At 40.6% G+C, this 23,605-nt stretch carries 25 protein-coding genes and 1 pseudogene; 25 read left to right on the top strand and 1 reads right to left on the bottom strand.

The window, feature by feature from the left end; genetic code table 11:
• Positions 1–7 precede the first annotated feature (7 nt).
• From ACQKMH_RS05560 to ACQKMH_RS05590, 7 genes are all read left to right on the top strand, one after another.
• Positions 8–469, top strand: coding sequence for a YpiF family protein (locus ACQKMH_RS05560; RefSeq protein WP_427586428.1), 462 nt, complete (start codon positions 8–10; stop codon positions 467–469).
• Positions 470–628: 159 nt separating this feature from the next.
• A complete protein-coding gene (locus ACQKMH_RS05565) occupies positions 629–1,135 on the top strand; it encodes a ubiquinol-cytochrome c reductase iron-sulfur subunit (RefSeq protein ID WP_427586429.1) in 507 nt (168 codons plus the stop codon).
• Positions 1,136–1,138: 3 nt separating this feature from the next.
• A complete protein-coding gene (gene qcrB / locus ACQKMH_RS05570) occupies positions 1,139–1,813 on the top strand; it encodes a menaquinol-cytochrome c reductase cytochrome b subunit (RefSeq protein WP_230156978.1) in 675 nt (224 codons plus the stop codon).
• 56 nt (positions 1,814–1,869) lie between these two features.
• Positions 1,870–2,637 (top strand): c-type cytochrome, encoded by a 768-nt coding sequence (locus tag ACQKMH_RS05575; RefSeq protein ID WP_427586430.1) that lies wholly within the window; start codon positions 1,870–1,872, stop codon positions 2,635–2,637.
• A gap of 184 nt (positions 2,638–2,821) precedes the next feature.
• Entirely contained in the window at positions 2,822–3,418 is a 597-nt protein-coding gene (locus ACQKMH_RS05580; RefSeq protein WP_427586431.1) for a DUF1405 domain-containing protein, read from the top strand.
• 118 nt (positions 3,419–3,536) lie between these two features.
• Positions 3,537–4,322 carry a sporulation protein YpjB gene (gene ypjB / locus ACQKMH_RS05585; protein ID WP_427586432.1) on the top strand — a complete coding sequence of 262 codons (786 nt, stop codon included), beginning with the start codon at positions 3,537–3,539 and terminating at the stop codon, positions 4,320–4,322.
• 85 nt (positions 4,323–4,407) lie between these two features.
• Entirely contained in the window at positions 4,408–5,082 is a 675-nt protein-coding gene (locus ACQKMH_RS05590) for a zinc metallopeptidase (protein ID WP_427586433.1), read from the top strand.
• Positions 5,083–5,235: 153 nt separating this feature from the next.
• Here the strand turns inward: ACQKMH_RS05590 and ACQKMH_RS05595 are convergent, their stop codons facing one another.
• The gene (locus ACQKMH_RS05595; RefSeq protein WP_427586434.1) at positions 5,236–6,108 is read right to left on the bottom strand and encodes a YitT family protein; all 873 of its coding nucleotides are present in this window, start codon (positions 6,106–6,108) and stop codon (positions 5,236–5,238) included.
• Positions 6,109–6,277: 169 nt separating this feature from the next.
• Here ACQKMH_RS05595 and ACQKMH_RS05600 point away from each other — a divergent pair, with 169 nt between their 5' ends.
• The 18 genes and pseudogenes from ACQKMH_RS05600 (at position 6,278) to hpaE (ending at position 23,591) form a co-directional block, all read left to right on the top strand.
• A complete protein-coding gene (locus tag ACQKMH_RS05600) occupies positions 6,278–6,637 on the top strand; it encodes a nucleotide pyrophosphohydrolase (RefSeq protein WP_427586435.1) in 360 nt (119 codons plus the stop codon).
• Positions 6,630–7,430 carry a 4-hydroxy-tetrahydrodipicolinate reductase gene (gene dapB / locus ACQKMH_RS05605; RefSeq protein ID WP_427586436.1) on the top strand — a complete coding sequence of 267 codons (801 nt, stop codon included), beginning with the start codon at positions 6,630–6,632 and terminating at the stop codon, positions 7,428–7,430. The genes ACQKMH_RS05600 and dapB overlap by 8 nt, the downstream gene beginning before the upstream one ends.
• 17 nt (positions 7,431–7,447) lie before the next feature.
• Positions 7,448–7,873 (top strand): methylglyoxal synthase, encoded by a 426-nt coding sequence (locus tag ACQKMH_RS05610; protein WP_230156986.1) that lies wholly within the window; start codon positions 7,448–7,450, stop codon positions 7,871–7,873.
• Positions 7,857–8,570: a bacillithiol biosynthesis deacetylase BshB1 gene (bshB1, locus tag ACQKMH_RS05615; RefSeq protein WP_427586437.1), complete on the top strand. Its 714-nt coding sequence runs from the start codon at positions 7,857–7,859 to the stop codon at positions 8,568–8,570. The genes ACQKMH_RS05610 and bshB1 overlap by 17 nt, the downstream gene beginning before the upstream one ends.
• A 4-nt stretch (positions 8,571–8,574) precedes the next feature.
• A complete protein-coding gene (gene bshA, locus ACQKMH_RS05620; protein ID WP_427586438.1) occupies positions 8,575–9,714 on the top strand; it encodes an N-acetyl-alpha-D-glucosaminyl L-malate synthase BshA in 1,140 nt (379 codons plus the stop codon).
• Positions 9,715–9,727: 13 nt separating this feature from the next.
• Positions 9,728–10,921: a CCA tRNA nucleotidyltransferase gene (locus ACQKMH_RS05625; protein WP_427586439.1), complete on the top strand. Its 1,194-nt coding sequence runs from the start codon at positions 9,728–9,730 to the stop codon at positions 10,919–10,921.
• The gene (locus ACQKMH_RS05630; RefSeq protein WP_427586440.1) at positions 10,906–11,886 is read left to right on the top strand and encodes a biotin--[acetyl-CoA-carboxylase] ligase; all 981 of its coding nucleotides are present in this window, start codon (positions 10,906–10,908) and stop codon (positions 11,884–11,886) included. Before ACQKMH_RS05625 ends, ACQKMH_RS05630 begins: the two co-directional genes overlap by 16 nt.
• 348 nt (positions 11,887–12,234) lie before the next feature.
• Complete coding sequence (panB, locus tag ACQKMH_RS05635) at positions 12,235–13,071, top strand: 3-methyl-2-oxobutanoate hydroxymethyltransferase (RefSeq protein WP_427586441.1); 837 nt, start codon at positions 12,235–12,237, stop codon at positions 13,069–13,071.
• Complete coding sequence (gene panC, locus ACQKMH_RS05640) at positions 13,068–13,916, top strand: pantoate--beta-alanine ligase (RefSeq protein ID WP_427586442.1); 849 nt, start codon at positions 13,068–13,070, stop codon at positions 13,914–13,916. The genes panB and panC overlap by 4 nt, the downstream gene beginning before the upstream one ends.
• A 27-nt stretch (positions 13,917–13,943) precedes the next feature.
• Positions 13,944–14,327, top strand: coding sequence for an aspartate 1-decarboxylase (gene panD, locus ACQKMH_RS05645; protein ID WP_427586443.1), 384 nt, complete (start codon positions 13,944–13,946; stop codon positions 14,325–14,327).
• A 194-nt stretch (positions 14,328–14,521) separates the two neighbouring features.
• Complete coding sequence (dinG, locus tag ACQKMH_RS05650; RefSeq protein WP_427586444.1) at positions 14,522–17,302, top strand: ATP-dependent DNA helicase DinG; 2,781 nt, start codon at positions 14,522–14,524, stop codon at positions 17,300–17,302.
• 154 nt (positions 17,303–17,456) lie between these two features.
• Positions 17,457–17,627, top strand: coding sequence for a YpmA family protein (locus tag ACQKMH_RS05655; protein ID WP_064505144.1), 171 nt, complete (start codon positions 17,457–17,459; stop codon positions 17,625–17,627).
• Positions 17,628–17,645: 18 nt separating this feature from the next.
• Positions 17,646–18,122 (top strand): DUF5590 domain-containing protein, encoded by a 477-nt coding sequence (locus ACQKMH_RS05660; protein ID WP_427586445.1) that lies wholly within the window; start codon positions 17,646–17,648, stop codon positions 18,120–18,122.
• A 19-nt stretch (positions 18,123–18,141) separates the two neighbouring features.
• Positions 18,142–19,326: a pyridoxal phosphate-dependent aminotransferase gene (locus ACQKMH_RS05665; RefSeq protein ID WP_427586446.1), complete on the top strand. Its 1,185-nt coding sequence runs from the start codon at positions 18,142–18,144 to the stop codon at positions 19,324–19,326.
• A gap of 348 nt (positions 19,327–19,674) precedes the next feature.
• Positions 19,675–20,046, top strand: a pseudogene (locus tag ACQKMH_RS05670) (transposase); the annotation flags it as partial.
• 247 nt (positions 20,047–20,293) lie between these two features.
• On the top strand, positions 20,294–20,971 hold the full coding sequence (locus tag ACQKMH_RS05675; protein WP_427586447.1) for a GntR family transcriptional regulator: 678 nt from the start codon (positions 20,294–20,296) through the stop codon (positions 20,969–20,971).
• 111 nt (positions 20,972–21,082) lie between these two features.
• The gene (gene hpaI, locus ACQKMH_RS05680) at positions 21,083–22,000 is read left to right on the top strand and encodes a 2,4-dihydroxyhept-2-ene-1,7-dioic acid aldolase (RefSeq protein ID WP_427586448.1); all 918 of its coding nucleotides are present in this window, start codon (positions 21,083–21,085) and stop codon (positions 21,998–22,000) included.
• A gap of 76 nt (positions 22,001–22,076) precedes the next feature.
• Positions 22,077–23,591, top strand: coding sequence for a 5-carboxymethyl-2-hydroxymuconate semialdehyde dehydrogenase (gene hpaE / locus ACQKMH_RS05685; RefSeq protein WP_427586449.1), 1,515 nt, complete (start codon positions 22,077–22,079; stop codon positions 23,589–23,591).
• Positions 23,592–23,605: the final 14 nt, after the last annotated feature.

Consider the following 23,605-nt stretch of genomic DNA (forward strand, 5'->3'; position numbering starts at 1 on the left):
AAAAGATATGAAGTGGACAGCAAAAGATCTTGACATGTACAACCAGTCAAAAGAGTATGTGGATACCGTTTTAATCCCATTGGTTCCCATTTCTTTTGGAGGACAAATGAAGCAAACGGGTTCAATGAATGAATTTCTTACCATCTTAAGCTTGGAAATTGAAAAGCAGATGAAAGGAAGAATACTTTTAATGCCAACATTTCATTATTTACCTGATGAAATGGATAAAATTGAGCGGTTAAAGCGTTGGGCCAATGAAGTGAAAGAAAATGATTTCAAGCATATTTTTTTTCTAACATCAGATTTTGAATGGAAAAAGGAAGAGCAGGAATTAGAAAACCATTTAGTTTGGATCCCTGCCATCCCCCTGGATAGTCTGGAAAATGACCAAGCCAGGGAAATGATTAACCAGCAAGTTCTCCAAATCCTTGATATTTTCACTTATAATTGGAAAAATGAAAAAAAGTAGGATTTTTCTCATTATTTTCACATAGTTGCCACCTTTTGGGTTTTACAAATATTGACCTTGGTAAATTATTGAGATATCATGGAAATGTCCTAGTTTTATAGTGTTGCTATTTATTGGTCCTTTGGGCTCTCAGTATAGTAATAGAGGGGGGGAAAACGCATGAGCAAGCATAATGTTTCACGACGTCAATTCCTTAATTACACACTTACTGGCGTTGGTGGATTTATGGCGGCCGGTATGTTGATGCCTATGGTTAGGTTTGCAATTGATCCAGTACTATCTGCAGATAAAGGCGGGGATTACGTTGCAACTAAACAAAAGGTAAGTGAACTGACTACCGAACCAACCCGTGTTGACTTTAGTTTCAAGCAGGTCGATGGGTGGTATGAGTCCGAAGAAACAAATACAGCTTGGGTTTACAAAATGGATGATGGTAAAATCATTGCTTTATCTCCAATCTGTAAGCATTTAGGCTGTACGGTAGCATGGAATACGGATAAGTCTAATCCGAATCAATTTTTCTGTCCTTGCCATTACGGCAGGTATACGAAAGATGGAGTGAACGTGAAAGGGACACCGCCGGTTTCACCTTTGGATGTCTATGACACGAAAGAAAAAGATGGAATTCTTTACTTGGGTCAACTAAAACCGCATGGGGAGGCGTAAACATTGCTAACAAAGTTATATGACTGGGTGGACGAGCGTTTAGATATTACGCCGTTATGGCGGGATATTGCTGACCATGAGGTTCCTGAACATGTTAACCCCGCGCATCATTTTTCTGCATTCGTATATTGTTTTGGAGGGTTAACTTTTTTTATCACGGTCATCCAAATCTTGTCAGGCATGTTCTTGACGATGTATTATGTCCCGGACATTAAAAACGCTTGGGAATCTGTTTATTATTTACAAAATGAAGTGGCCTTCGGTCAAATTGTTCGTGGTATGCATCACTGGGGAGCAAGTCTGGTTATTGTTATGATGTTTTTACATACTCTTCGTGTCTTCTTCCAGGGAGCTTACAAAAAACCGCGCGAATTGAACTGGATGGTCGGCGTTTTGATTTTCTTCATCATGCTGGCACTAGGTTTAACTGGTTATTTACTGCCATGGGATATGAAAGCGCTATTCGCAACGAAAGTTACTTTGACCATTGTTGATTCGGTACCGTTAATGGGACCGGCACTCAGGGCATTGATAGCAGGAGATCCAACCATCGTTGGAGCACAGACATTGACACGATTCTTTGCCATTCATGTATTCTTCCTGCCTGCAGCATTATTTGCTTTACTGGCGGCTCATTTCTTAATGATCCGAAAACAAGGTATTTCAGGTCCACTATAATAGAATTATGAACCAAGAACTAAAAAAACCTTTTCATAAAGGAGGGGAATTGTTCAATGCATCGTGGGAAAGGTATGAAATTCGTAGGTGACTCGCGTATCTCTGCGAACCGTAAACCGAATATTCCGAAAGATTATTCAGAATATCCTGGTAAAACTGAAGCATTTTGGCCTAATTTCCTTTTAAAGGAATGGATGGTCGGGGCAGTTTTTCTTGTTGGTTATCTATGCCTGACAATCGCACATCCGTCTCCATTGGAAAGAATAGCAGATCCTACAGATACAGCGTATATTCCGCTGCCAGACTGGTATTTTCTATTCCTTTACCAATTACTTAAGTATACTTATGCATCAGGCCCTTATAATGCAATTGGGGCACTGGTAATACCGGGTTTGGCTTTCGGAGCCTTGCTCTTGGCACCTTTTTTAGATCGTGGTCCAGAGCGGAGCCCGGCGAAACGCCCTTTTGCTGTAGGATTCATGCTATTGGCAATGGCGGGTGTTTTCTATTTAACTTGGGAGTCAGCAGCCCATCACGATTGGGAAGCTTCTAAGAAACAAGGAGCAATCGTAGAAGGTGCAGACATTGATAAAGAGAGCGATGGATATAAATTGATGGATTCAAATGGCTGTATTAGTTGTCATGGAGCAGAATTAACTGGTGGAGCAGGAGCGCCAAGCTTAATTGACACTGGTTTAAGTCCTGAAGAAATCTCTAAAATCGCTCGCAAAGGCCAAGGCGCCATGCCAGCTGGCATGTTTAAAGGGTCAGATGAAGAATTGGCAACATTAGCTGAATTTGTTTCGGGATTATCCGCAAAATAATGTAACCATCCATCAAGAGCATTTTCTTTCATATGCTGCAAATGAGAAGCTGACGACTACGGTTGTCGGCTTTTTTATTGGTAAATTGAAGCCTAATTGCAAAGAAATTGAAATAAAATACTTGGTTTTAATGGTGATGACCTGTAAAATGAGTATACTTGAATATGTAAGAGAGGTTAAAAGAATGAATATCATCTACAGTTGGCTTGCAAATCGGCAAATGCTCGTTTTGTTATTAATAATAAATATATTCGGAACTGCCTTTGGATATTATTGGTACGGAAGCCAATTGCAAAATACACCGGCCATATTTTTGGCATTTGTACCAGACAGTCCGACAGCTAGCCTGTTTTTTGTATTTGTATTACTGGGGTTCCTTTTAAAAAGAAATTTTGGACTGATGGAAGCCTTGGCGATAATAACACTATTCAAATATGGTATTTGGGCAGTCGTAATGAATCTATTGACGTTAATGACAACGGGTTCATTGCCTTGGGAAGGGTATATGTTAATGGCTTCTCATTTGGGTATGGCGATTCAAGGGATATTATATGCACCATTTTATCGAATAAAACCTTGGCATTTAATTGTCGCAGGGATTTGGACCATACATAATGACATAATTGATTATGTCTTTGAAATGATGCCTATATACAGTGATTTGTTGGATTATATGAAATCGATCGGCTATTTTACCTTTTGGCTTAGTATCCTTTCCATCTTCGTCGGCTGGTACTTTGGATATAGGAAAAAGCGATTTACTCTATCCTTCATCCATTAAAAAGTTAACCCCGCATACAGCTTTGTAAAAGCGGGGTTAACTTTTTTATGTTGACAAGGTCTACTCATGTTTTTTCTTTCATATCGTTTTAGTAGAGATATGAGGAGGGACGAGTAGCATGTTGAAAAAATTCATATTAACCATTGCTGTTTTATTTGTCGTCTTACATTTCCCTGTCTATGCAGAATCCTCTTCAAGTTTGGAGCAATTAGATAACATTTCCGATAGAGCCTTGGAAATGACCAAGTTGAAGCGATATGGAGATTCAGAAAAGATGCTGACGTATTTTTCTGACCGGTTTTTAAAAGAGACAGCGAAAGAGCAGATTCTTGACATGGACGAACTTCGCATTATCACTGTAGCTCATAATGAGGCGTTGATGACAATAAAGGATATGAATAAGGGAGATTCGGAAAAGGTTAATTCTGTCACAAAGTTCAGGCTTGTCGTTGATGCGGTCAAGTCCACCCATCAGCCCCTGTGGACAGAGATGGAGGATCAAATGATGAATTCTTTCCAGCAGACAAAAAATGCCGCGATCAACCAAGACACAATTACATTCAATAGCCAATTGAACTTATTCCTTTCACAATATGAAATGATATATCCGAGCTTGAAAGTAGACCTTTCTAAAGAAACGATGCAGCAACTGGACACCAGGATTCAATACATTAACCAATACCGCCCGGAAGTAATCAGTGATGGTAAGAATCAAAAGGAAATGGATGCGTTGCAAAATGAACTAACTTCCATTTTTGATGACATGGGAGAGGATGATGCAGACCCTTCCCTCTGGTGGGTCATCATATCTACAGGCAGTATTATTATCATGACTCTTTCATATGTAGGTTGGAGAAAATATAAAGGTGACCAGGGAAAACCGAGAAAAGAACATAATGATTAAAAAGGCATGGGAAGAGAACACTATATTTGACTTGGGTGCCCTCAAATCATAGAATTAAAAGTAATAATAGTTATAGGAGGATACCATGTATTTCATTTATTTGGCGATTATCATTTTAATCCCGATTTATGCACAAATGAAAGTGAAAAGTACGTATAAAAAATATTCAAAAGTACCGGCTTCTTCTGGTATGAATGGTGCTGAGACGGCACGGGCCATTTTGGATCAAAATGGACTGTTCAATGTCAGGGTAGAAGAGACACCTGGCATGCTATCAGATCATTATGATCCAAGAGATAAAACGGTGCGTTTGTCAACAAATAACTATCACGGCCATTCAGTTGCAGGTGTAGCGGTTGCGGCCCATGAAGTTGGACATGCGATCCAAGATAAAGAAGCTTATGCATTCTTACGTTTCCGCCATGCGTTAGTACCGGTAGCTAACTTTGGTTCTAACATATCCTGGATTTTGATTTTAATCGGGATGTTAGCTTCAATCCCTGACTTGCTATTGGCGGGTATCGTATTTATGTCAGCCGCAGTTTTATTCCAAGTGATTACACTCCCGGTCGAATTCAATGCTTCTTCTCGGGCGATGGATCAGCTGGTTTCCGTCGGGGTCATCCGTAATGATGAAGAACGGGAAACGAAAAAGGTTTTAAGTGCAGCTGCGATGACGTACGTTGCTGCCGCTCTTGTAGCCGTGCTTGAATTAGTCCGTCTTCTGCTTATGTATACAGGAATGAGAGAAGAAGATTAATTGAAAAAGGACGCCATCATATGATGGCGTCCTTTTTCATGTACTGTTTTTAAAAGGATCAAAAATATTGGAGAACACAGCTCATAACATTCATACATTCGGGGAAACATTCAAAATGATTACATTCCATTTGTTATACATCAAGCAAATCGATTATCTTTCAATGGGATTCTTGTTCTCATCGAGGGTAAAGCCTTCACCCAATACGTCATGCACTTCACTTACAGAGACGAATGCATGAGGGTCCACTGAAGTTATGCAATTTTTTAAACGGACAAGCTCATTTTTCCCGACAACACAATAGAGAACTTCCCGGTCATTGCGTGTAAATGATCCATACCCCCTTAATACAGTTACGCCCCGCTCCATATCATTCATGATTTTTTCTGCAATTTCTTTGTTTTTCTCACTAATGATCATTGCACCTCTTGCTGCATATGCTCCTTCCTGCATAAAGTCAATGACTCTAGCACCGATAAATACGGCAACAAGGGTGTACATCGCTTCCCGGTAATCCAGGTAGGTGAGGATGGAAAGACCAATAACAACGGCATCAAAGATGAACATTGTCCGTCCCATGGCCATTCCTAAATACCGATGAGCAAAACGGGCAATGATATCAACTCCGCCTGTTGTCCCACCGTAACGAAAGATGATGCCTAGTCCGACACCAACAAAGACCCCGGCAAACAGTGCCACCAGCATCAAATCGTTACCGAGGTTGATTTCGATTTGATATCTTTCGAATACCCATAGCCAAACGGATAGGCCTACTGTTCCAATGATCGTATAAAAGAAAGATGTCCGCCCTAAATATTTCCATCCAATAAAAAATAATGGAATATTCAAAACCAAATTAGAATAAGAAGGATTTATTCCAATAAGTTGATATATAATCAAGGTGAGACCGGTGAAACCGCCTTCGGCTAAATTGTTCTGCATGTTAAAATGCACAAGGCCAAAGGCAAAGATTCCTGCACCAAAAAGGATGAATAATGTATTTTTCAATTTTAAGCCGAAAAGCATGTCCCATACCTCCAAAAGGTTTGTATATCATTAATTTACTTATTATAACTAATTAGCCAACTATGGGCAATTTTGATTCGCGAACGTATCTGTTGTCATCTGTTTCACTTTTAGCTAACATGGAGAAGGTATAATGTAAGGTAAACGAAAATCAAGAATGGGTGACTATATGGAAAAGCACAAGACGATCCAACAAATGCAAGCAGAAGTCGACCAATACATAGGGCAATTCAAAGAAGGATATTTCAGCCCTCTGGCCATGCTTGCACGCATGTCAGAAGAGCTTGGGGAATTGGCTAGGGAAGTCAATCATTATCATGGTGAAAAACCTAAGAAAACAACTGAGGAAGAGAATACGGTTGAAGAGGAATTGGGGGACATGCTTTTTGTTTTAATTTGCTTTGCCAATTCTTTAGGGATAGATCTTCAAAGCTCACATGATAAGGTCATGCATAAGTTTGCAACCCGTGATAAAGATAGATGGACGAAAAAAGAAGAAAAAATGGAGGAGGAAGGTAAAGATGAGTAATGTAAAAGTGATTGTAGCTGGACCTCGTGGCAGAATGGGAAATGAAGCGGTGAAGCTGGTACATAGGACAGAAGGGTTTGAATTGGCAGCTGTCATCGATCGTAAGCATGACGGGGAAAGCCTCTCCGCAATAGAAGGATTTCAAGGCATTGAAGCACCTGTTTTTTCAGATATAAATGAATGTTTTTCTTCGGTAAAAGCAGACGTATTGATTGATTTAACTACACCTGAAGTGGGGATGTACCATACCGAAACGGCACTTAACCACGGAATTCGTCCTGTAGTGGGAACGACTGGTTTTACAAAGGAAGATTTAGCAAAACTTGATTCGTTAACCAAGGAAAAAGGCATCGGTTGCATCATCGCCCCAAACTTTGCAATTGGAGCCATTTTGATGATGAAGTTTTCACAAATGGCCGCCAAGTATTTCCCGGATGTGGAAATCATAGAAATGCATCATGATCAAAAACTGGATGCACCTTCGGGAACGGCTTCCAAAACGGCAGATATGATTGCTGCCGTACGTGAAACAAAACAACAGGGGCATCCTAATGAGAAAGAAACCATTCAGGGAGCTAGAGGAGCTAATGTTGATGGCATGCATATCCATAGTGTAAGGCTTCCGGGACTTGTTGCTCATCAACAGGTGCTTTTCGGAAGTGATGGAGAGCTATTGACGATCCGTCATGATTCCTTTAATCGGGCATCCTTCATGTCGGGAGTTAAACTTGCTGTCGAATCCGTCATGAAATTGGATGTACTTGTATATGGTCTGGAAAACATTATCGAATAGTGATTAGGAGGAAGACGATGAGAATTGCCTTAATTGCCCATGATAAGAAAAAAGAAGATATCATTCAATTTGTAACTGCCTATAAAACTGTATTTCAGCAACATGATTTATATGCTACAGGTACGACCGGGAAACGAATTATGGAAGAAGTATCACTTCCTGTCCACCGCTTTCATTCGGGACCACTTGGCGGAGATCAGGAAATAGGTGCCATGATAGCACGTGGAGAAATGGATATGGTCTTATTTTTCCGTGATCCTTTGACATCACAACCCCATGAACCGGATGTATCAGCACTTATACGTCTCTCTGATGTCTATGAAATTCCATTAGCGACAAATATGGGCACGGCAGAAGTACTGATACAAGGTCTGAAAAATGGGTATATGGATTGGCTTAAACTACGAAAAAAACAAGGTGAGATTAATGATAAACAAAAGTAATATAGATATACTGGCTTTCGGTGCACACGCAGATGATGTGGAAATCGGTATGGGTGGCACGATTGCTAAATATGTGCAACAAGGCATGGAAATTGTCATTTGTGATTTGACAAAAGCTGAAATGTCATCGAATGGGACTGTGCCTTTACGACAAGAGGAAGCGCAAAAGGCTGCAGAAATCCTTGGGGTGAAGAGAATATCCCTTGATTTACCCGACCGGGGTTTATATATGAAAGCGGAATACATAGATCAAATCATAACGGTCATACGTCAATATAAACCTTCCCTTGTATTTGCACCTTTTTTGGCAGATCGCCATCCCGATCATGGAAACTGTGCGAAATTAGTGGAAGAAGCAGTTTTTTCGGCGGGAGTCAGAAAGTATATGGAAGAAGATGGAGTTGAATCTCATCGTGTCAAAAATATGTACTATTATATGATCAATGGTTTTCACAAGCCGGACTTCGTCGTGGACATCACATCTACCATCTCGAAAAAACTGGATAGCCTTAGAGCATATGGGAGCCAATTCGAGAAAAGCGATATAACAGTTGAAACCCCGCTAGTGAATGGCTATATCGAGACTGTAGAGGCACGTGAGAGAATGTTCGGCAAAGAAGTGGGTGTCTCATATGCGGAAGGATTCATGACAAAAAAACCGTTACTGATCGATACCGATTTGTTAGGAGAAAAATAACCTTATGAAATTAAAAATTGGAATTACCTGTTACCCTACAGTTGGGGGTTCAGGTGTCGTAGCAACAGAATTAGGCAAGATGCTTGCGGAAAAAGGACATGAAATACATTTTATTTCCTCGAGTCTCCCTTTTCGCTTGAATAAAATGTACCATAATATTTATTATCACCAAGTTGAAGTGAACTCGTACTCTGTCTTTCAATATCCACCATATGATTTGGCACTTGCGAGCAAGATAGCGGAAGTCGTGAAACGGGAGAAATTGGATATCCTTCACGTTCATTATGCGATCCCGCATGCTGTTTGTGCGATTCTGGCAAAGCAGATGTCAGGTAATGAAGTAAAGATCGTGACCACACTGCATGGTACGGACATAACCGTGTTGGGACAAGATCCTTCATTGAACAATTTAATAAAATTTGGGATAGAACAATCCGATGTCGTTACAGCGGTATCCAATTCACTTGTGCAACAAACACATGATTTAATCGCTCCAGATAAGGATATCAAAACCATTTATAATTTTATTGATGAGAGAGATTACCATAAAACCAATTCAGGATACCTAAGGGAAAAATACGGAATCAGGGATGATGAAAAAGTGATCATACATGTTTCGAATTTCCGTTCGGTCAAGCGTGTAAAAGACGTCATTCAAGCGTTTTATTTAACTCAACGGAAAATTCCTGCGAAGCTTCTTCTCGTCGGTGACGGACCTGAAGTGACTACCGTTTTGAAATTGGCTAAAGATCTTGGAATCGATGAATCGGTCTTGTTTCTTTGCAAGCAAGATAATCTTGCCGAATTATATTCAATCAGTGATTTGATACTCCTCTTATCCGAAAAAGAGAGTTTTGGCCTTGTCTTGCTGGAAGCGATGGCATGTGGGGTTCCTTGTATCGGAACGAATATCGGGGGAATACCTGAGGTCATCGTTGATGGGGAGACTGGATATATTTGTGAACTGGGGGATGTTGAAACGGTTGCTGAAAAAGCAATTGGCCTTTTAAGCGACCCGATTTTACATAAACGTTTTTCAGAGGCTGCACTGGAAAGGGCGAATTCTGATTTTCACTCCGATACGATCATGTCAGAATATGAAGCCATTTACATTGAAGCTCTTGAAGGTAAATCTATGAAATAAGGAGGGGATGCTGATGGATCAATTATTCCTAAAATCGGTGCCCATTCTTGAATTGATTGAAAAAGCAGGATTCGAGGCCTATTTCGTTGGTGGTTCTGTCAGGGATTATATCCTAGGCAGGCCCATCAACGATGTGGACATCGCCACTTCCGCTACACCCGAGGAAATCAAACGGATTTTTCCTAAAACCGCCGATATCGGGATTGAACATGGAACAGTCCTTATAATTACGGAGGCTGGTACATACGAAATAACGACGTTTAGAACGGAAAGCAGTTATTCGGACTTCCGCAGACCTGATTCAGTGCAATTTGTTCGTTCTTTGACGGAGGATTTACAAAGAAGAGATTTCACGATGAATGCAATGGCCATGGATAAGTCGGGGAATATCATCGATCCATTTAATGGGAAGCATGACTTGGTAGAAAAAAGGATAATCACGGTTGGCAATCCACATGAAAGGTTTCATGAGGACGCTTTAAGAATGATGCGAGCATTAAGGTTCGTCAGTCAACTTGGTTTTGAACTGGATCAAGATACGTTTGTTTCCCTTAAAGAGAATGCCCAAATCATAAATGAAATCGCTGTCGAAAGAATCCTTGTTGAATTTGAGAAGCTAATGGCTGGCTCCAATAACAAAAGGGCTATTTCTCTCTTGCTTGAAAGCGGATTGTATCAATATCTGCCACACTTCTCCAAAGAGAAGGATCATTTAGGAAATTTACTAAAACTGCCGCTTAATCAGCTAAAAGCAGCAGAAATATGGTCTGTAATCATGGTTCATACGAGCGATCAGGAAATTGAAGCGGCATTAAGAGCATGGAAGCTGCCATTGAAAACAATTAGAAACGTCCAACGTATCATACAACTTGTGAAGAAAGACCCATCATTTGAAAATTCAGCTTTCGATGTATTCCAGGCAGGTCAAATCCTAGCCGTACAGGCGGCTAAAGTCAGGGCTGCGCTGACTGGAGGAGACGTTATGGATGCAGAGGAGAACGCCCATCAACATTACAATAAACTCATTATTAAACAGATGTCCGATCTTGCCGTGACGGGGACGGATTTATTGAATTGGAATCAAGAAAAGCCAGGTCCATGGGTGAAGGAATCCTTGGAAATGATATTGAAAGCAGTCTTGGACGATGTATTAATAAATGATAAAGAAGAAATAAAGAGGTGGCTGGAAAAATGCAATCTGAGTTAAGAACAAAGCTGATGGAAGCCCTCTCAAAAGCGGATGGTGCATTTATATCCGGTCAGGAAATTGCCGAATATATTGGCTGTTCGCGTACAGCGGTCTGGAAGCATATAGAAGACCTGCGCAGTGAAGGTTATAATGTGGAAGCCGTTAGAAAAAAAGGCTATCGGATCATTTCAGCACCGGAAAAAGTGTCCGAAAGCGAAATACAACTCGGCTTGGAAACAAAAACGATCGGCAAGATGATTCACTATCAGGAAACTGTGGAATCCACTCAAAAAATTGCCCATCAATTAGCAAATGAAGGCGTTCAGGAGGGGACCCTGGTCGTTGCCGAGGAGCAAATCTCTGGAAAAGGTAGACTGATGAGATCTTGGCATTCCCCAAAATACAGCGGCATTTGGATGAGCCTCATCTTAAGACCGAATATCCCGATTCATGAGGCTCCCCAACTGACATTATTGGCAGCTGTGGCAGTGGCTCAAGCAATCGAGGATACAACTGATGTAAAACCTCAAATTAAATGGCCGAATGATATTTTGGTGAATCGCAAGAAAGTGGTAGGCATCCTGACTGAGATGCAGGCTGAATCGGATAGGATCCATTCTGTCATTATTGGGATTGGCATGAATGTCAATCAGCAATTGGAGGATTTTCCCGAAGACTTACAGGAAAAGGCGTCTTCCCTTTTCATAGAAAGTGGAGAAATGGTTTCAAGGTCCAAGGTTATTCAACGTGCATTGTTTCGCCTGGAAAGATTATATGATCTCTATTTAATTGAAGGCTTCCTGCCAATAAAGGTTTTGTGGGAGAGTTATGCCATCAGCCTTGGGCAAGTCATCAAGGCCAGTACCGTCAATGATACGATTGTCGGAAAAGCATTAGGCATAACGGATGCCGGTGTTTTACTCCTTGAAGATGGAAAAGGAACTGTACATTCGATCTATTCTGCAGACATTGAAATTCAGTAGTTTTTTGTCAAATCAATGAAAAATAAATAGAATTTTTGAATTTGGCTTGATATAATGCAAGTGGGCAGTATCTCATATGAACTGCACCCCCATAACTACCAAATTATTTGAAAATCTGCCTTGATCCAGAGAACTGGACTGGGACGGAGGGATGAAACTTCTGATGGAACAAAGAGATTGACTAAAAAGTAAAGTGATGTTTTAGTGAACGATATGTGGCTTTTATAGCCATTTTCGTAACGAAACAGATCCTTCTTTAGTCAGTCTTTTTTTTGCGTATGAATGTATAGACACCAGTTTTTAAAACGCTGATGTTTTCATCTCCTCCATCAAAAAGGAGGAAACGTAATGAAATTGTCCGGAGAATTTTTGAAAATGAAACAAAATCAAGAGAAAATTGTCATGCTTACGGCTTATGATTATCCGTCAGCAAAGTTAGCCGAACAATCAGGTGTAGACATGATTTTAGTGGGCGATTCATTAGGAATGGTCGTATTGGGCTATGACTCAACCATTCCTGTAACGGTGAATGACATGATTCATCATACAAAGGCAGTAAAACGCGGGGCGCCAAATACATTTGTCGTGACTGATATGCCCTTTATGAGCTATCACCTTTCAATGGATGAAACCCTCAAGAATGCAGCCCGTATCATGCAAGAAGGTCATGCGGATGCTGTGAAGCTTGAGGGAGCGGATGATGTTGTTGAAAAAATATCAGCATTAACGAAAGCGGGCATCCCAGTTGTAGCTCATCTTGGCCTGACTCCGCAATCCGTTGGCGTTCTTGGCGGATATAAAGTACAAGGAAAAGACGCCGAAGCTGCAGCACAGCTCGTGGAGGATGCGAAAAAGTGTGAAGCGGCGGGGGCGATGGCAATAGTATTTGAATGTGTACCATATCAAGTGGGGGAACTCGTCACACGGAATCTCGGAATTCCAACCATAGGAATTGGAGCAGGTGCCGACACAGATGGTCAAGTTCTCGTTTTTCATGATGTCATCAGATATGGTGTTGATCGTGTAGCAAAATTCGTAAAAGTTTATGGAGATGCGAACGAACTGATCGGTCAATCGATAACGAAGTATGTGAGTGAAGTGAAAGCTAAAGATTTTCCATCGAAGGAACATTCATTTACGATGAAGGAAGAGCAGCTTACCGAACTTTACGGAGGGACAAGATGAAAACTTTTACTTCAGCAGATGACTTGCAACAGGTGCTCCGAGAAGAAAAAAGTAATCAAAAAAGTATTGGCTATGTAGCGACAATGGGCTTTTTACATGAAGGGCATGCCACCCTTTTGGAAGAGGCACGGAAAGAAAATGATATTGTGGCATTGAGCATTTTTGTCAATCCGTTGCAATTCGGACCAAATGAGGACTTTGAAACATATCCACGTGATAGGGAGCGTGATGAAAATATTGCTTCCAATGCCGGAGTGGATTATCTCTTCTATCCAACAGTCCAAGAAATGTACGGTGAAGAACCATCGGTCAAAGTGGTTGTCCAAAGCAGGACGGATTGTTTATGTGGTAGACAAAGGCCAGGACACTTTGATGGTGTAGCGACAGTCTTAACGAAGTTCTTCAATATCATCCTTCCTGATCGCGCTTACTTCGGTAAGAAGGATGCCCAACAGGTCGCCGTGATAGATGGTTTGATCCAAGATTTTAATTTCCCGATTCAGCTAGTTGCTGTAGATACCGTACGTGAAGAAGATGGGTTAGCGAAAAGCTCGCGAAATGTTTACCTATCAGATCAAGAACGCAAGGAAGCTAAAGAGTTGTACCAAAGTTTATTAAAGGCGAAAGAAGCCGTTGAATCTGGTGAAAGGAATCCTTCAAGCGTTACGGCAATGGTAAGGGAACATATTGAGGACCATACAAATGGTGTGATCGACTATATTGAAGTCTATCAATACCCGGAACTTAAACCACTTGAAACGCTATCTGGAAACATCATCATCGCAATAGCGGTTAAATTCAAGCATGCAAGGCTAATTGATAATATTACTTTAAACATCGAATAAAATCAGAAAGATCAGGGGGGAATATAGATGTTTCGAACGATGATGAATGGTAAAATTCACCGTGCACGGGTAACAGAAGCTAATTTGAACTATGTGGGCAGCATTACAATTGATGAAGACATAATTGATGCGGTAGGTATTCTGCCAAATGAAAAAGTCGCCATCGTGAATAATAATAATGGTGCACGGCTTGAAACATATGTGATTGCCGGTGAACGCGGCAGTGGTGTTGTTTGTTTGAACGGAGCAGCTGCAAGACTGGTTCAGCCGGATGATATCGTGATCATCATTTCTTATATGATGGTCGCCGAAGAAAAACTGGGAGATCACAAGCCAAAAGTTGCAATTATGGATGAAAATAACAAAATCATTGATTTGATTTCAAACGAACCTGCAGCTACAATCATGTAAGCGGAAGGCCGGCTCATGCGCATGAACCATGCATACATGAGCCGGCCCTTTTTGTCTGTGGGTGGAAGGGGAGAAATTGATTATAAAAAGGTCTGATGAACGGTGTGTTTCCTTTATTACGATTATTATGGTATAAAAAAGATAAGAGAATTCCATCAGGATGTGGAGAAAGAGAAGTTTGAGGTGTACAATTCATGACGCAACGATATGTAGTGGTCGATTTGGAAACAACAGGGAATTCTCCGAAAAAAGGGGATAGGATTATTCAATTTGCTGGCGTGGTCATCGAAAATGACCAAATTGTTGATGAATACTCGACATTCATCCACCCTGGACAGGAAATTTCCTTGTTTATAGAAGAATTGACCGGAATAAGCAACGAGACGGTAAAAAATGCACCTGACTTTGAGGATGTCGCAGAAAATATTGCCCGGCTGATCGAAGGGGCATGTTTTGTTGCCCATAATGTTTTATTTGACTTATCTTTTTTACAGGAAGAATTAGTACGATGCGGGTTTGAGCCATTTTATGGTTCCACCCTTGATACGGTAGAGTTAGCAAAAATTTTAAAACCAACATCCGATGGATATAAGCTGCACCAGCTTGCAAAAGAAGAGAACCTGGATCATTCCAGGCCCCATCAAGCGGATAGTGATGCATATGCGACGGCTTTATTATTGCTGGAATTGAAAAAAAAGCTGATGAATCTTCCGGTGATGACGCTTAAACAGTTATATCGATTATCTTATTCCTTACAAAGTGAAATTTCCGAATTGATAGATGCTTGCATTGCAAGCAAACTTGCTAAGGCAGAAGTTCATTCACCCGAACTTATAACTTATAGGGGCCTTGCATTTAAAAAGGCCGGCGAGGAAAGTGATCATAAAGGCACGGAGTCGGAATTTCCGCTCGATGATGATGAAAAAATGTCCTTGCTTCAAAGTGCGTTCCCTGCTTTTGAAGCAAGACAGGGACAGCTTGATATGATGAATATGATTCACCATTCCTTTGAAACCAGCCAAGATGCAATCATTGAGGCAGGGACTGGTATTGGGAAATCCATAGGCTATTTGCTTCCAGCCGTTTATTTTGCTAGAAAACATCAAAAACCGGTCGTCGTTTCGACGTATACGCTTCAGCTGCAGGATCAACTTCTCCAAAACGAGGTACCTAAGCTGAAGACAATTCTTCCCTTTACCTTTCAAGCTGTTTTATTAAAGGGGAGAAGTAATTATTTGAGCTTGGCAAAGTTCGAAAGGGCATTACGTGAAAAGGAAGATAATTATGAAACGGCATTAACGAAAATGCAGATATTGGTTTGGCTTACCGAAACCGAAACTGGCGATAAAGACGAATTGAATCTTACAAGCGGAGGTCAGCTGTTTTGGAATCGGCTGCAAAGTGATGGCCTTACATACGCAGGTTTAAAACAACCCTGGCAGAAATTGGATTTTTTTGAAAGGGCAAAAAGAACGGCAGCCAAGGCAGATGTCATTATCACTAACCATTCATTTTTAATGACGGATCTTCTTGCCGAAGACGCTTTGATTCCCAAGAAAGGGTACCTGATACTCGATGAAGCGCACCATTTGGAACAGGCTGCCTCTAAACAGCTTGGAAGAAGGCTGAATTATATTTCAGTGAAGACGATGTTGAACAGACTAGGCACATCAGATCAAAAGCAATTATTATATAAATTGGATAGATTACTATTAAATAATAGGCTGACGGAAGGGAACTCTCGGCATGAATTGGATCAAAAACTGAATGATTTTTCCTATGAATTCGAACAGCTTTTTTATTACCTCTCCAATCAGGCTGAAAAACTTTCACGTTCCATAAGTCCGAAACGGATCTCTTTCAAGATAGAAGATGGTAAATGGGGTAAAGCGATCCTGGTTGCTGAGCGATTGGTTGACTTACTGGGGTATATCATCACGGAGCTCTCGCAAAGATTGGCCCTTTTATTGAATCACGAGTCCCCTTTAGGTAAAAATTCATTATTTTACTTAAATGATATTGAAGTGCTTCTTGGACATTTGCAGGATACAAGGGATTCGTTACATGAGTTTTTCATTAAGCCGCATGAAGAAAATATTTATTGGCTTGACTATACGAATGCAGCACCACAGCATGGGGTGACTCTGACAGTTCAGCCGATTGCAGGAAGTAAATGGTTGTGGGATTCCTATTTCGGTCGTCAGAAAAGTGTCGTCATGACATCAGCAACCCTTGTAGTGAAGGATTCCTTTCAGTATTTTAAAGAACAACTTGGATTAGAGAATGAACCGATGCAGACAGCAAGTTTTCCTTCGCCATTTCCCTATAAGGAACTTGTAAAGGTTCTTGTTCCCAATGATATACAAGATATCAATTGCTTATCGGTGGAGGAGTTTTCCGAAACGGCAGCAAACCATATTATTGCCGCTGCACAGGCAGCTAAAGGCAGGATGATGGTATTATTCACCTCACATGAGATGCTTCGGGCTACTTTTTATGCCATCAAAGACACAGGGGTTCTGGATGAGTTCACATTGTTTGCTCAAGGAATTTCTGGTGGAAGCCGAATGAGGTTGCTAAGGAACTTCCAAAACTTCGAGAAAGCAGTCCTTTTTGGAACAACCAGCCTTTGGGAAGGCGTCGATATTCCAGGTGAGGATTTATCTTGTTTAGTGATTGTCAGGCTGCCTTTCTCACCTCCGGATGAACCAGTGACAGCTGCTAAATGCCAACTTCTCGAGAAGCAAGGGCGCAATCCTTTCTCTGCGTATTCTTTACCTGAAGCCTTATTAAGATTTCGCCAAGGATTCGGCCGGTTAATACGTACTCCAGAAGATAAAGGGATCTTGGTTATTCTTGATCGCCGCGTCGTCACAGCCAAATATGGCCCGGAATTTCAAAAGGCCATTCCTGCAGTCAATTGGCACCAAACGTCAATAATGGAAATGGCCGATATGATAGAAGAGTGGATTTAAAGACTCTGGAGATAATTCATAAATCCTATTGAATTTTTATGAAATTTTAAAGAAAAATGATCTTTGAACTGGTATAATGTGAAAGGTGGTAAAGCCTTCTAACCCTATTCATACCAGTGGTTGTTGACAAATTTTAAATCGGAGGGGCGTTTTCATGGAAAGTAAAATTGAAGTAATCTCGACAGTCAGGCTGCAACATTCTCCTGATCTGTATAAAATCGTGGATTCTTTGAACCGAACATTGAAAAAAGATGACTTAATGTTTGGTTTGGCATTGGATTCCGAAGATCAAGAAAAAGCGATATTTACAATTTATCGTACATAGAAAGTGGGAAAAGCAGCTTTGAAAAAATGGTTGATTATTGCTTCTATCCTAATCCTTTGTTTTATCGGATTTGTCAGCGGGGCATATATTAAAGCGTTGCAGCCTAAAAAAGAAGCTGGTAATGAGGCTTTTGAAAAGGCGAAGGAAGAGGGCGGCCTTGTATCCATGGACGAATACTATCTCTATAATGGGCAGGATTCATATTCCGTCATCATTGGTAAGGGAGAAAAAGGGACTAAAAAAATAGTCTGGCTTCCTAAGGATGAGAAAAAAGAGATAGTAGTCGAAAACTATAAAGATGGTAAATCGAAAAAAGAAATCTTAAGCATTGTTAAAGATAAGCTAAACCCACAAAAAATCATTTCAGTCAAGCTTGGCATGGAAAAGAACGTTCCACTTTGGGAAGTAACGTATCTTGATGAATCAGAGCGTTTTAACTATGATTATTATGATTTTAAAACTGGGGAATGGCTTAAGTATTATCGAAGCATTTAGAATGGAGGATTAATTTAATATGAAATTAGCGAATCGGGTTCAATCATTAACGCCATCTACAACATTGGCCATCACGGCAAAAGCAAAGGAGCTTAAAGCTCAAGGTCTTGATATTATTGGTTTAGGGGCCGGTGAACCCGACTATAATACGCCTAAACATATAATAGAAGCAGCTGTTCAATCCATGAATGAAGGTCAAACTAAATACACGCCATCTGCTGGTCTTCCGAAGCTCAAAGAAGCAATTGCCGCCAAATTAAAGCGTGATCAAGGTTTGGAATACAAGCCTTCTGAAATTTTAGTCGGCTCAGGTGCTAAGCACGCTCTTTACACACTGTTTCAAGCTATTCTGGATGAAGAAGATGAAGTCATTGTACCAATCCCGTATTGGGTAAGTTATCCTGAGCAAATCAAGCTTGCTGACGGAAAGCCAGTTTATGTGGTCGGTACGGAAGAAAATCAATATAAAATAACAAAAGAACAATTAGAACAAGCCATTACCGAGAAAACGAAAGCGGTTATCATCAACTCGCCAAGCAATCCAACGGGTATGCTTTATTCCAGGGAAGAACTGGCGGCTATCGGGGAAGTTTGCCTGGCACATGATATCTTGATCGTATCCGATGAAATTTACGAAAAATTGGTTTATGGAAATGCAACACATACATCCATTGCAGAGATTTCACCTGAATTGAAAAAGCAAACGATCATCATCAATGGTGTTTCTAAATCGCATTCAATGACAGGCTGGAGAATTGGTTATGCAGTCGGCGATGAGTCCATCATTAAAGCAATGACGAACCTTGCTAGCCATAGCACATCGAACCCAACCACAACCGCACAATATGGAGCGATTGCCGCCTATGAAGGTTCCCAGGAGCCCGTAGAAGAAATGCGTCAAGCATTTGAAGGCCGCTTGAATAAAATATATGATAAATTAGTTGAAATCCCAGGGATAAGCTGCATTAAACCACAAGGTGCATTTTACTTGTTCCCGAATGTTACACGCGCAGCTGAATTAACAGGTTACAGCAATGTCGAAGATTTTACGACTGCATTGCTGGAAGAAGCAAAAGTGGCAGTTATTCCAGGTTCAGGTTTTGGTTCACCTGATAACATCAGGCTATCTTATGCGACTTCATTGGATCTTCTTGAAGAAGCTGTTGAAAGAATCCATTCATTCGTTAAATCAAAAATGGCATAATTTTTTAAAAACCTGCAGACTTCCTGGCTAGATGAGGGTCTGCAGGTTTTTTTAGTTGGAAAATATCGAAGCAGTCCATGTTTAGAAGAGGTCATGAAATTTCAAAAGGTACAGGAAAATCATCAAGGAAGTTTATCTGCTTTTAAAATTTGACCGTAGCCTCCAGGCACTCGCTTTCCGCGGACGGTCGGCCCTCGGTGCTTTGCATCTGCGGGGTCTCCCTTGGAAGTGTATTTCCGCAGGAGCTCGAGCACCTGTTCTAATCAACTTTGGTTTGACAGGTAGATAGGACTTCTTTTACCTAAAGTCTTTTTAGTATTAAAGCTTGAGGGATAAGGATGCTATCTTTCGACATATGTGAAAACCGGTGAGAATAAACGGAAATTTGAACGTGCGTAAGGAAACACGAGCCTATCAAGGACACCTTCAAGAAGAAATAAATCAAGATCGTGAAAACAGTGGAAAGAAGCCTTTTCCACCAGATAAATTTATATAGGAAGAAACCAAGGAGTTTAAAGAAAGTTCAACGGATCCTGAGAGTGGCCACTATGTGAAAGATAAAGTCGAACAAACCAGTTTGCCAAATCGTTTCATGCGGCAGCAGACCGCCGCAATGGATTTGTGTTGGGGGCGATAGTCACACCGGGAAAAAGCATGATAATCATATCTTAGAGCATCAAGTTGAAAAAACCAGAAGCTGTTGCCGCAGATGCAGCTTACTAAACACCAGTCGTTGTTCTCTATAACTGGATCAAATCCAATAAAAAATCAAACAGGTTTCGCAAAGAGACCATTCCGAAACCTGTTTGCCTACAAATTAAAGCTCCCTTCATCAAGGAGTTTTTTTGCTTCCAAAGCTAACTGATCATAATTAAGCAATCTAGTTAGATATGAAAAAACACAAATCATATATGATTTTGAATAAAAATGGATTGCAATCATATATGATTTCATATATGATAAAAATATGGAAGATAAAAACAAAAACACCAGTAAAAAGCAAATAGCCTATGAGCACCTTCGTAAATTAATATTGGATGGAACATACGGTTCTGGACAGCGGATCATTATCGATCAAATAGCGAAAGAACTGAGTCTAAGCCCAATTCCAGTCAGGGAAGCGATCAGACAATTGGAATCTGACGGCCTTATTCAATATAAGCCGTATAGTGGCGCAGTGGTTACAAGCATTAATGAGAGCGAATACATAGAAACGCTTTCCGTTTTATCTTTGCTTGAAGGCTATGCAGCTGCCCTCAGTTCTTTAACGATGAATGATCATGATTTTGAAAATCTAATTAATTTAAACAAAGAAATGGAAAAAGCCCTCCATAACTTTGAATTAGAGCTGTTTGGTAAGTTAAACGAATGTTTTCATGCAAAAATTTATGAAAAGTGCGGAAATTCCTTTTTAATTGAGGAAATTAAACAATCGCAACAAAGAATGAATCGAGTCAGAAAGTCCATGTTTACCATGGTGCCACAGCGTGCAGTCCAATCCATTCGTGAACATGAAAGCATCATACAGCTTCTAAAGGAAAAAGCTTCTTTCGAAGAAATTGAATCATTGGTTAGAAAGCATAAGCTGAATGCCATTAGTACATTCAAGCAGAGGGCTGAAACTAATCACGATCAGGCACTTTAATGACCTAGGTTTTGTTTTATAATAGTCGATTTGATTATCTATAAAGACAAAGCCGATTTTTTCACTTTTATTAGTCTGAATATTCAAAATAATTAAAAGGTGGTTGATGAAATGTACGAGGAAATCAAAAGTCGTTTAAGAGGTTCCATCGCTCCGGTGATTACTCCGTTTGATGACAAGATGGAAGTGGATGTAAAAGCAATTGAAAGTTTAGTAAACTGGCATATTGAAAGCGGTTCCCATGGAATCTCGGTATGCGGGACTACCGGTGAACCCAGTTCATTAACGATTGAAGAGCGGGAATTAGTGATGGAAACAGCTATTAAAACAGCAAATGCCCGTGTTCCGGTAGCACCAGGTACTGGTTCTGCCAATCAGAAAGAAACGTTGCATTTGACAAAAAGAGCACAGGAAATGGGTGCGGATGCCGCTTTAGTCATCGTTCCTTACTACAATAAACCGAACCAACAGGCACTTTACAATCATTTTAAGACAGTAGCTGATTCTGTCGACATTCCACTGATCGTTTACAACATACCTGGAAGAACGGCGACAAATCTAGAAGTGAAGACACTGGCTCGTCTTGCTGAAGATTGTAAAAACATCGTTGGTGTAAAGGAATCCAATAAGGATTTCGAACATGTGAACCGTGTCTTACTGAATTGTGGAAGGGATTTTCTCTTATATTCGGGCATCGAATTATTATGTTATCCAATGCTGACAATTGGAGGAGCAGGGCATATTAGTGCTACAGCCAATATCACACCTAAAGAGGTAGCGGAAATTTACAACCTTTGGGTGGAAGGTGATGTTGATAAGGCACTTGATCTCCATTATAAATTAATGCCTTTGAATGATGTTTTGTTTAAAGAAACCAATCCTGGACCATTAAAAGCGGCAATGGGGATGATGGGAAAAATCAATCCCGCATTAAGACCGCCGATGGGCCCGCCTTCGGAACCTTTGGAAAGAGAACTACGTGAAACCCTTCAATCATACGGATTGATTGGCCAAAACATCCAGTCATAATTTATAGATTGGGAAGATTACAGAATCCTAATAATTCATGTTATCTTCCCAAATTACGATTTAAGGAGGATTAATCATGCAAACATTTCCCGTGAAAGATGTTCAGCATTATATCAATGGTCAATTTGTTGAGGGTACCTCAGGAAAAACATTTGTAAATCTAAGCCCTTTTAATAATCAAGCAATCAATCATGTGGCTGAAGGGTTTAAGGAAGATATTGATAAAGCGGTAGCTGCTGCACGAGAAGCATTCGATAACGGTCCATGGAGAAAGATGAAAGTGGAAGAAAGATTGAAATATATTAATAGGATTGCCGATTTAATTGAAGAAAACGCCGAAGAAATTTCCTTTTTGGAATCACTCGATACAGGTTTGCCCATTAGCCAGACAAAAAAACAGGCAGCAAGGGGAGCGGAAAATTTCCGGTTTTATTCTGAAATGGTGAAAAGCAGGCTTATCGGAGAATCGTATCAAGTGGATGACACTTTCATTAATTATACGATTCATAAACCAATAGGTGTGGCGGGATTAATCACGCCTTGGAATGCGCCTTTCATGTTAGAAACTTGGAAGATCGCCCCGGCTTTCGCTACTGGTAATACTTGTGTCCTTAAACCTGCTGAATGGTCTCCCTTGACGGCCAATAAATTGGCTCAGATCATTGATCAATCCGGTTTGCCAAAAGGAGTATTCAATATTGTTCACGGTTTTGGTGAGACGGCGGGGGCATCCATGGTTGCCCATCCTGATGTCCAATTGATTTCCTTTACCGGAGAGACGACGACTGGCGCTGAAATCATAAAAAATGGTGCCGATACGATGAAACGTTTTTCCATGGAACTCGGAGGTAAATCACCAGCGATCATTTTTGAAGATGCCGATCTAGAAAAGGCACTGGATTCAGTGGTATGGGGAATCTATTCATTCAATGGGGAGCGGTGTACGGCTAATTCCAGGTTATTTGTCCATGAATCGATAATGGACCGGTTCGTTGTAGAATTGAAGGAGCGTGTTCATACTATCAAAATTGGAAATCCGATGGACACTGGAACGGAGATCGGGCCGCTTATCCATCGAAACCATTTTGATAATGTCTCCCGTTATCTGAAAATAGCAAAGGATGAAGGAGCAGAAATTGTAAGCGGTATCATACCAAGTGAATTCAAGGAAGGGAATTATATTGCCCCGACGCTGCTCTTGAACTGCACAAACGATATGACTGTAGCACAGGAAGAGATTTTTGGACCAGTCATGGCAGTCATTCCTTTCAAGACGGAAGAGGAAGTACTGAGAATGGCTAACGATGTAAAGTATGGGCTTGCTGCTTATGTATGGACCAATGATATGAAACGTGGTCATAGATTTGCTCAAGCTGTCGATAGTGGGATGGTCTGGGTGAATTCCCAAAATGTAAGGGATCTGAGGATACCATTTGGAGGTTCGAAATATAGTGGGGTAGGACGTGAAGGAGGCCATTATAGCTTTGAGTTCTATACAGAAACCCAAGTTATTCATGTAGCAATTGGAGAACATCACATTCCAAAGTTTGGATCCATAAATCAAAATGCCGTTTCTTCTGCTGAAAAATAATCCGGATTTCATTA

It is taken from the genome of Peribacillus sp. NPDC097895 (assembly GCF_050277555.1).
Classification (GTDB): Bacteria; Bacillota; Bacilli; order Bacillales; family DSM-1321; genus Peribacillus.

Excerpts from the sequence above, each read along its gene's own strand:
- ACQKMH_RS05560 (WP_427586428.1), top strand. The coding sequence starts at position 8 with ATGAAGTGGACAGCAAAAGATCTTGACATGTACAACCAGTCAAAAGAG.
- ACQKMH_RS05565 (WP_427586429.1), top strand. The coding sequence starts at position 629 with ATGAGCAAGCATAATGTTTCACGACGTCAATTCCTTAATTACACACTT.
- ACQKMH_RS05575 (WP_427586430.1), top strand. The coding sequence starts at position 1,870 with ATGCATCGTGGGAAAGGTATGAAATTCGTAGGTGACTCGCGTATCTCT.
- ACQKMH_RS05580 (WP_427586431.1), top strand. The coding sequence starts at position 2,822 with ATGAATATCATCTACAGTTGGCTTGCAAATCGGCAAATGCTCGTTTTG.
- ypjB (WP_427586432.1), top strand. The coding sequence starts at position 3,537 with ATGTTGAAAAAATTCATATTAACCATTGCTGTTTTATTTGTCGTCTTA.
- ACQKMH_RS05590 (WP_427586433.1), top strand. The coding sequence starts at position 4,408 with ATGTATTTCATTTATTTGGCGATTATCATTTTAATCCCGATTTATGCA.
- ACQKMH_RS05595 (WP_427586434.1), bottom strand. The coding sequence starts at position 6,108 with ATGCTTTTCGGCTTAAAATTGAAAAATACATTATTCATCCTTTTTGGT.
- ACQKMH_RS05600 (WP_427586435.1), top strand. The coding sequence starts at position 6,278 with ATGGAAAAGCACAAGACGATCCAACAAATGCAAGCAGAAGTCGACCAA.
- dapB (WP_427586436.1), top strand. The coding sequence starts at position 6,630 with ATGAGTAATGTAAAAGTGATTGTAGCTGGACCTCGTGGCAGAATGGGA.
- ACQKMH_RS05610 (WP_230156986.1), top strand. The coding sequence starts at position 7,448 with ATGAGAATTGCCTTAATTGCCCATGATAAGAAAAAAGAAGATATCATT.
- bshB1 (WP_427586437.1), top strand. The coding sequence starts at position 7,857 with ATGATAAACAAAAGTAATATAGATATACTGGCTTTCGGTGCACACGCA.
- bshA (WP_427586438.1), top strand. The coding sequence starts at position 8,575 with ATGAAATTAAAAATTGGAATTACCTGTTACCCTACAGTTGGGGGTTCA.
- ACQKMH_RS05625 (WP_427586439.1), top strand. The coding sequence starts at position 9,728 with ATGGATCAATTATTCCTAAAATCGGTGCCCATTCTTGAATTGATTGAA.
- ACQKMH_RS05630 (WP_427586440.1), top strand. The coding sequence starts at position 10,906 with ATGCAATCTGAGTTAAGAACAAAGCTGATGGAAGCCCTCTCAAAAGCG.
- panB (WP_427586441.1), top strand. The coding sequence starts at position 12,235 with ATGAAATTGTCCGGAGAATTTTTGAAAATGAAACAAAATCAAGAGAAA.
- panC (WP_427586442.1), top strand. The coding sequence starts at position 13,068 with ATGAAAACTTTTACTTCAGCAGATGACTTGCAACAGGTGCTCCGAGAA.
- panD (WP_427586443.1), top strand. The coding sequence starts at position 13,944 with ATGTTTCGAACGATGATGAATGGTAAAATTCACCGTGCACGGGTAACA.
- dinG (WP_427586444.1), top strand. The coding sequence starts at position 14,522 with ATGACGCAACGATATGTAGTGGTCGATTTGGAAACAACAGGGAATTCT.
- ACQKMH_RS05655 (WP_064505144.1), top strand. The coding sequence starts at position 17,457 with ATGGAAAGTAAAATTGAAGTAATCTCGACAGTCAGGCTGCAACATTCT.
- ACQKMH_RS05665 (WP_427586446.1), top strand. The coding sequence starts at position 18,142 with ATGAAATTAGCGAATCGGGTTCAATCATTAACGCCATCTACAACATTG.
- ACQKMH_RS05675 (WP_427586447.1), top strand. The coding sequence starts at position 20,294 with ATGGAAGATAAAAACAAAAACACCAGTAAAAAGCAAATAGCCTATGAG.
- hpaI (WP_427586448.1), top strand. The coding sequence starts at position 21,083 with ATGTACGAGGAAATCAAAAGTCGTTTAAGAGGTTCCATCGCTCCGGTG.
- hpaE (WP_427586449.1), top strand. The coding sequence starts at position 22,077 with ATGCAAACATTTCCCGTGAAAGATGTTCAGCATTATATCAATGGTCAA.